Genomic DNA, 11,978 nt, shown 5'->3' on the forward strand with positions numbered 1-11,978 from the left:
TATATTTTATTCTCTTCCGCTCATTTTCTTTACGATATTCAGGATAAAACTGTCAAAATATTTGACCTCCTTAAGCTTAGCAAGCCAAAGCTCAGGATTTTTCTGGGTAGCCGCAATTACCTCCTGTGGGCTTTTAAAATCATTGCCCAGGATCTTCTGGCATACCAGCAGTACTTCCCTGGCTTTCTTCTGAGTTTTCGGACCGGGTATTCCATCTACGTTCAGAGCAGTTAAGGCCTGAAATTCCCTGATAGTCATGTCAAACGCCTCCCCTTTCAAAATGCTGTCTCGAATGGCTGCTTTCCGGTCCTCACTTAGACCGGTCAGTTCTATTAGCTGTACATGCCAGGGCTCGTAATCAAGAGGTTTGATTAATCCGTACCCTGATAACTCTTTATTTTCCAGGGCTTCAAACCAGCCGTCCATGTCCATGGCAAGGCCAAAGCAATGATTGGATTTTCCATAGGCGGCAGAAAGGCATTTTCTGCTGCTTCCAGTGCCTATATATACAGAACCGTCATTTAGCTGATAGCTTCCCTTGTTTTTTTCAAGAACTATTCTGGCTGTGGTTTTCTGACATTCCAGACTCCGGTATCCTCCGGTACATAAGGCATCTTTTCCATAAGCCCTGCACACTTGATTTATGGCGGACAAAAGCTTTGGATGGACACAGGCCTGTTCCGGATACTTAAATTTTACATGACACATCCTTACCCAACTCCTCTCTCAACTCGTTTATTCTGAGATGGGCCTGTTTTGTACTTTCCTCTACTCTTGCCAGCCTGTCGGCATGATTATTGACTGTTTTGTTCAGGCATCTCAGTTCCAGCAATGTTGTGTCGCCGCTTCTTTTTATATATTCTATGTCAGCTTTTAGCTGGCCTACCTCAATTCCACTCTGCTTTGATTCTCCCTTGACTCTTGCCTGCAAGGCAAGATATCCGAAAACAATTCCACTGACCGCTGCCACACAGGTTATTAATATATTTGTCTCCACCTGCACCCCTTCTTTCCTGATAGATATAAAAGGACTACCTATACCTATAAGTAATCCTTGGTGGTCGAAATACAATCTTATTATTAAATTAAATACATGTCATATTATTGTCATTGACAATATTAATCAGTTCAACCTTTAATGACTGAATAGCATCTTCCCTTGGCAGCATTATGTATCTGGATAAATATTCAATATCATCATTAAACAGATTTATAATTTCGTTCATTGACATCTTATCACCTTGCTGTGCTTTCTTCACTATTTGTATGAATCTATCAGGGTTTGTCGTAATAACTCCAATCCTTTCCTTTTCCATTTGTTCACCCCCTGCTGAGTAATGTTAAGTTCGCGGGCAACCTCATGTTCAGTCATGCCGTCGAGTATGGTTCTCTGGATGACGAATCTGCACTTTTCCCACGGAATAGTATCCAATAATTCTTTAATATAGACTTTTGATAAAATTTCTGTCTCAAACCCGCTGTCGTGAACCTGACTTTCAAAAAGAAGATAACATTCCTTTAACTGTTGAGTACGAGCTTTATACTGCAATCTCCATGCTGCTCTCCTCAGTAGTTTCCTGTAATTTTCTACCGAGATGCCGTCGTTAGTTTGCATAAGAAACCTCCGTCCTGATGAATTTTATGGACTACTTGATATTAAGTTGTAGGATTGATTTGACTTCACCCTGGTAATTAAATCTATTCTGTCAATAAAGTCATTTTACTAATATAGTAATATTTTACATCCATATAACAACCATATTTTTTAATATTATACAAATTTTGCATATTAGAAGTATGAATATGAGCAGTTGTAATTTTAATTGTAAAATTTCCTGTATTTAAGAAGGAGGTTTCATGTATTGTCACTTTGCTGATAACCGGATAAGTGACACTTTCAAGAGCAACCCATCAAAAAACAATGGATTTATGGAGGAATGCAAATGAAACATTTAAAAAATCCGTTTACAGCTTTGGCTAAGTATACGGGAAAACAAATTAAATGGGTGTACTGCATGCTGATGATACTTTTAGTTTCCCTGGCAGCAGTCCCAAATGCAGATTATGCATATTCTGCAGGAGAAACAGGTTTGAGCCTGCAGGCGGTATCTCCGCTGCGACAGCAGATAAAGCTGACACAGCCTTCCGCAGCCATACCCGGAGGACGCGGATATATGCTGCCGCAAAAGGTTGTGGTAAAAGACAGCTCCGGCATGCCTGTTGCAGGCGTCTCAGTGACTTTTGAAGTTTCTGTGAATGATACGGTGACTTCGGTTATGAGAGGCTCCAACAGCAGATTTTTAACAGTTACAACAGATGCCAACGGTATGGCGTCGGCAGCCAATACTCACTCCAGCTATCTGGGAGAGGGCTATCAGGCATATTCCAAGAATTCGGGAGTTGTACAGACCTTACAGGTCAAGGCAGGAATTCCCGGCGGGAATACTGTCTCATTTGATGTAGAGGTAGGTACATATAATTCAAACATTGTAGATAATACCCCGCCGTTTATTTCAGTTCAGGCAAAGGATGATACAGGAGCGGACTATGTGGCGGGGACCTGGACCAGCCGCACTGTCACTGTATCCTACAGTGCTGAGGATTCCATCTCCACCATCAGGTCCTGCACACCCAGTCAGGTGTTCAGTGAAGAGGGAGCAAATCATACCTCCACAGGTATAGCTATTGATAGCTGCAATAATTCTTCAAGTGTCACATTTGGCCCCATATGCATAGACAAGACAGCGCCGGTAACAACTACAGCATTCTCAAAGCCAAAATCCGGAACCTGGTATGATGACAAGGTAACGGTGGCATTTGATGCAATTGACAATGTGTCGGGAGTGAAAGCGATTTTTTATAAAATCGGAGAAGGTTCACCAGTCAGACTTGAGGGTTCCAGTGCAGTTGCAAATATCGAGGTTGAAGGCGTAAGCTCAATAACCTATTGGTCTGAGGATAAGGCAGGCAATGTGGAACAAGCCAGATCCTTCAGCGTTAAGATTGACAAAACCGCACCGACTGTCGAAAGCAGATTGACTCCGGAAAAAAATGAAAAAGGCTGGAACAAAAACAATGTAACTCTGATTTTGACGGGCATGGATTCTTGTTCAGGCGTAAAGGAAATACACTATAAAGTCGGAGAGGCCGGACAGGAAAAAATCGTGGCGGCAGATAATGCCACAATTCTTTTTGATACCGAAGGAATTTCAAAGGTTTTCTACTGGGCGGTTGACAATGTGGGTAAAGTCAGTGCCACAGGCAATATTGAAATAAAACTTGACAAAAGTATTCCTGTAATAACTGTTCCCGCCGACATTAGTGCTGAAGCCAGTGCAGTTTACACAAAACTGGATATAGGCACTGCAAGGGTTGACGACCTGGGAGAAGTAACACTGAAAAATGATGCCCCGGAACAAGGGTTTTCCGTGGGGACTACAAAGGTTACCTGGACAGCTACCGATTCAGTAGGGTTTGTATCCTCTGCGGTTCAGAACGTAACGATAAAGGATACGACAAATCCTGTACTTACAGTTCAGGGTGATGTAGTTATAGAGGCCACGGCTGTCAAGACTCCGTATACTTTAAAACAGCCCACAGCCACCGACATTTTCAGCGTGACAATCACCCATGACGCCCCGGAAAAATTTCCTGTGGGAAAAACTCCTGTAACCTGGAAGGCAAAAGATGCAAACGGTAACGAAGTCACCGCCGTCCAGAATGTCATAGTAATTGATTCCCAAAAGCCTGTACTGACCCTCCCAAAGAACGTGACAGTGGAGGCACAGGGCAGAAGAACAGTTGTGGATATCGGGCAGGCAACGGCAACCGACATCTTTGATGTGGAGGTTTCCAGCAATGCTCCGGCTGATTTCCCCCTGGGCAAATCCACAGTTACCTGGAAGGCTGTTGACGCAAATAATAACGTAACAACAGGCGATCAGGAGATACTTGTCCAGGATACGACGGACCCTGAGCTCACCATACCTGAGGATATAACCAGGGAGGCTGATGCCAGACGAGTCAAATTGGATATAGGAAAGGCAGAGGCCAGAGATATATTCGAGGTTGAGGTAAAAAGCAATGCGCCCAAGGATTATCCGGTAGGAACAACCGAGGTTATCTGGGAGGCCCGTGATGAAAATGGCAATGTTTCCACAAAGGTACAGAAAATAACCATAACCGATAAAACCAAACCGACCTTCACCATACCCGGTGATATCAAAATAGAGGCTGAAGGGGAGAAAACCTATGTTCCCATAGAACTTCCCCAGGTTTATGACATTTTTGAGATGGTTCATTCACGGACCGGTCCCCAGGATAATATGTTCCCTGTGGGGCATACGGTTATAACCTGGACCTTCACAGATGCCAACGGTAATTCTGTATCCTTCAGCCAGAACATAACAGTAGAGGACACAATCAGTCCGCTGCTCACACTTCCGGAGGATGTAAAAGTCGAGGCTACCGCAGTAAAGAGCAAGGTTGACATCAAGGAACCTTCGGTAAGCGACATATTCCCGGTTACGGTAACCAACAACGCTCCAAAGGACGGATTTGACGTGGGCACTACAGAAGTAACCTGGACGGCCACCGATGCAAACGGAAATTCAACAAAGGGCGTCCAGCATGTTACCGTAGAGGATAAAACCAAGCCTGTTCTTACAATTCCGTCAGATAAGATAGCTGAGGCTAAAGCTTTAAGAACTGCTGTAGAAATAGGTCAGGCAACCGCAACAGACATATTCGGGGTGGATGTAAAAAGTGATGCGCCTTTGGACTATTCTCTGGGAGATACCTATGTAACCTGGACTGCCAGGGATGAACACAATAATGAAGCTTCAAAAATACAGAAGATTACAATAATTGATACAACCAAGCCCTTCCTGGCTGTTCCGAAGGATAAGACAGTGGAGGCGGATGCCGAGAAAACAAAGGTCGCTTTGGGTGAGGCGGAAGCAACAGACATATTTGCGGTTACAGTTACAAACGACGCTCCCAAGGATGGCTTCCCGGTTGGAACTACAAAAGTAACCTGGACGGCAACAGATGCTAACGGCAATTTCACAACAGGAGTCCAAAATATAACAGTCACCGATAAAACAGCTCCCGTTTTAAAGGTTCCTGACAATAAGACCTGTGAGGCCACTGCCATAAAAACACCTGTTGATATAGGACAGGCAACGGCAACAGATATATTTAAAGTTAATATTTCAAATAACGGCATAAAGGATTATCCCCTTGGAAGAACCATAGTAACCTGGACCGCCACCGATGAAAATAATAATGTTACTGCCGGTACTCAGGAAATCAAGGTGGTGGATACGACACCTCCAAATATGATTCCTCCAGAGGACATGACTTTTGAGGCCACTGGGATAAAAACAAAAGTTGAGGCCATAAAAGCTCCGGTGGTAACCGATATTTTCCAGTTTACCCTTTCAAAGGATGCTCCGGAGGAATATCCATACGGCCCGACTCTTGTGACCTGGACCGCAATAGATGTAAACGGCAATAAAAGTACCTGTACACAAACAATTAATATAGTAGATACAACCGCCCCTGAGCTGACGGCTCCTGCTGACATAACCGGTTGGGAGGCCACCGCGGCGGAGGGTACACCTGTAGAGCTGGGCACACCGGTATACAGCGATATCTTCCAGGTGGAATGGGAAAACGATGCTCCGGCGGTATTCCCTGTGGGAACCACCGTAGTAACCTGGACAGCCACAGATGAGCACGGAAACAAGACAGAAAAGACCCAGAAGGTGACAGTGGTGGATACAACCCCACCTGAGCTGACGGCTCCGGCGGACATAACCGATTGGGAAGCCACTGCAGCGGAGGGTACTCCTGTAGAGCTGGGCACACCGGAATACAGCGATATCTTCCAGGTGGAGTGGAAAAATGATGCTCCTGTGGTATTCCCTGTGGGAACAACCATCGTAACCTGGACAGCCACAGATGAGCACGGAAACAGGACAGAAAAGACCCAGAAGGTGACAGTGGTAGATACAACCGCCCCTGAACTGACGGCTCCGGCAGACATAACCGATTGGGAAGCCACAGCCGCGGAGGGTACACCTGTAGAGCTGGGCACACCGGAATACAGCGATATCTTCAGGGTGGAGTGGAAAAATGATGCTCCCGGGGTATTCCCAGTGGGAACAACCTTAGTCAAGTGGACTGCCGTTGATGAACATGGCAACAAGACAGAAAAGACCCAGAAGGTGACAGTGGTGGATACAACCGCCCCTGAACTGACGGCTCCGGCAGACATAACCGATTGGGAAGCCACAGCCGCGGAGGGTACTCCTGTAGAACTGGGAACACCGGAATACAGCGATATCTTCCAGGTGGAGTGGAAAAATGATGCTCCTGTGGTATTCCCTGTGGGAACCACCGTAGTAACCTGGACAGCCACAGATGAGCATGGAAATAAGACAGAAAAGACCCAGAAGGTGACAGTGGTGGATACAACCGCCCCTGAACTGACGGCTCCGGCAGATATAACCGATTGGGAAGCCACCGCAGCAGAGGGTACTCCTGTAGAGCTGGGAACACCGGAATACAGCGATATCTTCAAGGTGGAGTGGAAAAATGATGCTCCTGTGGTATTCCCTGTGGGAACAACCATCGTAACCTGGACAGCCACAGATGAACACGGAAACAAGACAGAAAAGACCCAGAAGGTGACAGTGGTAGATACAACCGCCCCTGAACTGACGGCTCCGGCAGATATAACCGATTGGGAAGCCACAGCCGCGGAGGGTACTCCTGTAGAGCTGGGCACACCGGAATACAGCGATATCTTCAAGGTGGAGTGGAAAAATGATGCTCCCGGGATATTCCCTGTGGGAACCACCGTCGTAACCTGGACAGCCACAGATGAACACGGAAACAAGACAGAAAAGACCCAGAAGGTGATAGTGGTGGACACAACCGCCCCTGAACTGACGGCTCCGGCAGACATAACCGATTGGGAAGCCACAGCCGCAGAGGGTACTCCTGTAGAGCTGGGAACACCGGAATACAGCGATATCTTCAAGGTGGAGTGGAAAAATGATGCTCCTGTGGTATTCCCTGTGGGAACCACCGTAGTAACCTGGACAGCCACAGATGAACATGGAAACAAGACAGAAAAGACCCAGAAGGTGACAGTGGTGGATACAACCGCCCCTGAACTGACGGCTCCGGCAGACATAACCGATTGGGAAGCCACAGCCGCTGAGGGTACTCCTGTAGAACTGGGAACACCGGAATACAGCGATATCTTCAAGGTGGAATGGAAAAATGATGCTTCCGGGGTATTCCCAGTGGGAACAACTGTAGTAACCTGGACAGCCACAGATGAACACGGAAACAAGACAGAAAAGACCCAGAAGGTGACAGTGGTGGACACAATCGCCCCTGAACTGACGGCTCCGGCAGACATAAGCGATTGGGAAGCCACCGCCGCTGAGGGTACTCCTGTAGAATTGGGCACACCGGAATACAGCGATATCTTCAAGGTGACAGTGACCAGCGACAAGCCAGCAGTATTCCCAGTGGGAACAACTACAGTTAAGTGGACGGCTGTTGATGAGCATGGAAACAAGACAGAAAAGACCCAGAAGGTAACCGTGGTGGATACAATCGCACCCGAGCTGACTATACCAGCGGATATAACCGGCAAGGAAGCCACAGCGGCGGACGGCACCCCTGTGGACATAGGAAACGCACAGGCAAAGGATATCTTCAAGGTGACAGTGACCAGCGACAAGCCAGCAGTATTCCCAGTGGGAACAACTACAGTTAAGTGGACGGCTGTTGATGAGCATGGCAACAAGACAGAAAAGACCCAGAAGGTAACCGTGGTGGATACAATCGCACCCGAGCTGACTATACCAGCGGATATAACCGGCAAGGAAGCCACAGCGGCGGACGGTACCCCTGTGGACATAGGAACCGCGCAGGCAAAGGATATCTTCAAGGTGACAGTGACCAGCGACAAGCCAGCAGTATTCCCAGTGGGAACAACCTTAGTCAAGTGGACTGCCGTTGATGAGCATGGAAACAAGACAGAAAAAACTCAGAAGGTAACCGTGGTGGATACAATCGCACCCGAGCTGACTATACCAGCGGATATAACCGGCAAGGAAGCCACAGCGGCGGCGGGCACCCCTGTGGACATAGGAAACGCACAGGCAAAGGATATCTTCAAGGTGACAGTGACCAGCGACAAGCCAGCAGTATTCCCAGTGGGAACAACCTCAGTCAAGTGGACTGCTGTTGATGAGCATGGCAACAAGACAGAAAAGACCCAGAGGGTAACCGTGGTGGATACAATCGCACCCGAGCTGACTATACCAGCGGATATAACCGGCAAGGAAGCTACTGCAGCGGACGGCACGCCTGTGGACATAGGAACCGCACAGGCAAAGGATATCTTCAAGGTGACAGTGACCAGCAATAAGCCAGCAGTATTCCCAGTGGGAACAACCTTAGTCAAGTGGACTGCTGTTGATGAGCATGGCAACAAGACAGAAAAGACCCAGAAGGTGACCGTGGTGGACACTACCAAGCCTGTTATAAAGGCTCCCGCAGACATTACCGTTCCTGCCACCGGAACCAGAACCAAGGTGTCAATAGGTACTGCAACAGCACAAGATATTTTCAAGACAACCATATCCAGCGATGCTCCGGCAGACTTCCCGGTGGGAACTACCATAGTAACCTGGAGGGCAACGGACTCAAACGGAAATACTTCCACGGCAACCCAGAAAATCACTGTGGTTCAAAAGCTGAAGGTAATGTCCTTTAATGCAACAAGAAATAATTCCACAAATACCATTGACCCGAGATTTATGCTGGAGAATACAGGAAGTACGGATATCAACCTCTCCGACATAAAACTGAGATATTACTACACTGTAGACGGCGATATGACACAGCTTTACGCATGTGATTATGCGCAGGTTGCAGGTGCTGGCAATCAACGTGCTATTACCGCAAGTGTATCCGGCAGGTTTGTCAATGTGACCGGAAAAGCCAACTGCGACTATTACCTTGAGGTAAGCTTTTCCAGCAGTGCCGGAACCCTGAAGCCGGGAGAAAAGGTTATGGTACAGAACAGATTTGCAAAAACCAATTGGACCAACTATACGCAGAATAATGACTATTCATTCAACTCTACAGCAATTGATTATACAGAAACATCAAAAGTAACCGTATATTCATCCGGAATTCTGTTTGGAGGCACCGAGCCTTAAAAACATCATTAATGCTTACAGGCAGCAATCTGTTTTTAGCGGATTGCTGCCTGTAATAAATCTTAAGTACGAACTCAGGAAGGAGAGCGGGCAATGAATCCAGTTATGACTGCAAACAAGCAAAAAGAAAAAGCCTCGACCGGACAAAACAAGCACCTCCAGAACTCATCAGCCGCACATAAGCAAACAGTCAGGCAGCCTAATTATATGGAAATAATACAGCGCCTTAAATCACAGCCCAATTCATTAAAACAGGAAGATATTAATATCCTTCAAAAGACAATAGGAAACCAGGCAGTTATCAAGCTGCTTTCTGATATAAAACAAGAACCAAAGAAAAAAGAGGAGACAGGTGATACAGCCGGAGCTGCTGCCGAAAAAGCAGGCAGGCAGGTTGTATCTGAACCCATACCGGTAATACGTGATGCTGCTTCTTCACAAAAGAAGGGTGAAGAGAGCTCATATGAAAATCAGAAGGACAGCAGCTCAAACGTGAATAAAAGTTCAGCAGAAAGCAGTTCAAAGAATAACAGTCAGAATAAGGACACTGCCAAGGGCTGGGATGATATAAACCTCCCGAAGCAGCTTTCAGCGGCAGAAAAGGGCAAGTCTGCTGCCAAACTCGTACAAAATGCTGTCAATGCGGATAAAGCCCACACTGAGAAAGAAAGCACGCAGATACAGAAAAATCAAGAAAAGGAATCTGAACAGAATAAAAAGGAACAGCTTGATAAATCTCTGTTCCTTACAGATAAAAAAGCAAGTAATGCCGTTCAAAAGGAAGAACAGGCAGTACAAAAAGTAAAAACCGAAGAACCTGCTGCTTCAAAAGCCGGTAAAACGGAAGCAGGACAGGATACCACTGCATATGCAGGAAATAATACGCAAAATCCTGCGGGAGCATCGGAGGCTGTAAGATCTGAAAAACAGGCTGCAAAAGCACCTGCAGTTAAAATATCGGGAGAGGACCCTTCAAAAATACTCAATCAGCTTGGCGCTATTCCCCCTACAGAAATAGTAAATGCCTTTTCCCAGGCAACAGCGGTTTCTGAGGGTGCTTTTGAAAAGCAGCGTGCCAAGACACAGGCTGCTATGCCTGAAATAGCAACGCCAACAGGGTTACCTGCCAAAAAGGGTGTGTTTGCAAATGCAGCCCAAAAGGTCAAGGAAATAAAGCATAACCAGCCAGCAGCCTTCAAGAGTGAAAAAACAGGGGGCAAGGTCCATGAGGGAATGCCTGCCGAGATTAAACTGAGTACGGACCCTGAAGCCGACGCAGATGACGTAATGGCTGAGGCAAGGCAATACTCGAAGAGTGCGCCTTCCATCGGAATGACAGGAGAGGCTGACCCCAACCAAATGCAGGGTTTTGAGTCCGAAGCGGCACAAAATGTGCAGTCGGCGAAGCAGGCCGAGCTGGAACAAACAAACCAGGATTTTGGAGAAAACAATATAGCACCCAAGGAAGACACCACAAAACTTAAAGCTGATAAGCCCATAAGCGGTGTGATACCCCTTGGCATTGATATAAACAGGGAAGCTCCCATACCTCCCGAGGTAGCTTCAAGAGTGAATCCCCAACTGAGCTCGGAACTCAAGGGCTTTATGCAGGGCAGAGCAAATGAATTTACACAGGGCAAGGCACAATTTGATTCGGGAGTTACAGATGCAAAGCAAAATGCAAATGCACAAATAGAAAACGAGAAAGCCCAGGCAAGAGAAAATCAGCTTAAGGAACAGGCCAATGCAAAGGCTGAAGTCGGTGGTTTGAGAAATCAGTGGAGAACCGAGGTGAATTCAGCAACTGCCGAATATGATAAAGAAGCGGGTGCTGAGGCTGAAAAGAAGAAAAACGAAGTTGGAAAAATCAAGGATGAAAAGGAAGCCGAGGTAAAGGGAACTCTTGCACAGGCTGAAACTGATGCAAACAAGGAATGCAAGACCGCCAAAAAGGAAGCGGAGGAAAAGAAGAAGGAAGGAGAAAAGGAGCATAAGAACATATTCCAAAAGGCCTGGGATTGGGCCAAGGACAAGGTTGAAAAGGCTGTAGAGGCCGTTAAGAAGGCAGTAAGCTTTGTATTTGACAAGCTGCGCCAGGCAGTAAAGACAATATTTGAAAAAGCAAAGCAGGCAGCGCTTGGACTTATAGAGGCAGGCAGAAAGCTTATAGTCAGTGCTATAAAAGGTCTTGGCACAATACTTAAAGGTCTGGTGAAAGCGGTATTTGCCAAATTCCCCGGCATAGCCAAAAAGATATGCGGACTTATAGATAAAGCAGTGGACAAGGCAGTCAAGGCTGTAAACGCTGCTGCAAACTTACTTAAAAAAGGAGTCACAGCGGCGCTGAACTTTATGGCCAAGGCTGTGGACGGCTTGTTTGCGGGAATACAGAAGCTGTATAAATCAATAATGGCAGGCATTAAGAAGTTCCTGACTATGGACTTCAGGAAGGTATTCAGTGTCCTGCTGGAAGCGGCGCAGATAGCCGCTGAAATAGCTCTGGCCTTTGCAACAGGGGGAGGCAGTGTGCTGCTCCAGATTGTGAAATGGCTGGCTACCACACTTCCGCAGTTGTTAAGAAAAGTGGGAGCAGTTATGAGTTTTGTAAACACCATAAGGAGCATAAAACTGCAGGATATAAAGCAGTTCCTGGGTGCTGCCGGAATTGCCGGCTTCCTTGTGAAGGGGCTGTTTGGTGAACTCAGAGGCTTGCCTGCTGAGCCCAAG

The 11,978-nt window shown here is 46.7% G+C and carries 4 protein-coding genes and 1 pseudogene; 2 read left to right on the plus strand and 3 right to left on the minus strand.

What is annotated here, in order from left to right; genetic code table 11:
• Nucleotides 1–6 precede the first annotated feature (6 nt).
• The 3 genes from CLHUN_RS11680 to CLHUN_RS11690 all read right to left on the minus strand — a co-directional run bounded on the left by CLHUN_RS11680 (nucleotide 7) and on the right by CLHUN_RS11690 (nucleotide 1,316).
• Nucleotides 7–708, minus strand: coding sequence for a M15 family metallopeptidase domain-containing protein (locus tag CLHUN_RS11680; RefSeq protein ID WP_080064772.1), 702 nt, complete (start codon nucleotides 706–708; stop codon nucleotides 7–9).
• Nucleotides 689–997, minus strand: coding sequence for a hypothetical protein (locus CLHUN_RS11685; RefSeq protein WP_080064773.1), 309 nt, complete (start codon nucleotides 995–997; stop codon nucleotides 689–691). The genes CLHUN_RS11680 and CLHUN_RS11685 overlap by 20 nt, the downstream gene beginning before the upstream one ends.
• A gap of 88 nt (nucleotides 998–1,085) precedes the next feature.
• Nucleotides 1,086–1,316, minus strand: a complete 231-nt coding sequence (locus tag CLHUN_RS11690; protein ID WP_165755731.1) for a helix-turn-helix domain-containing protein — start codon at nucleotides 1,314–1,316, stop codon at nucleotides 1,086–1,088.
• 627 nt (nucleotides 1,317–1,943) lie between these two features.
• On the opposite strand from CLHUN_RS11690, the gene CLHUN_RS11700 reads away from it, so the two are divergent.
• Together CLHUN_RS11700 and CLHUN_RS11705 are read left to right on the plus strand one after the other, a co-directional pair.
• Nucleotides 1,944–9,251, plus strand: a complete 7,308-nt coding sequence (locus tag CLHUN_RS11700; protein ID WP_165755732.1) for an HYR domain-containing protein — start codon at nucleotides 1,944–1,946, stop codon at nucleotides 9,249–9,251.
• 93 nt (nucleotides 9,252–9,344) lie between these two features.
• A pseudogene (locus CLHUN_RS11705) lies at nucleotides 9,345–11,978 on the plus strand (hypothetical protein); the annotation flags it as partial.

Source organism: Ruminiclostridium hungatei (assembly GCF_002051585.1).
Lineage (GTDB): Bacteria > Bacillota > Clostridia > Acetivibrionales > DSM-1351 > Ruminiclostridium > Ruminiclostridium hungatei.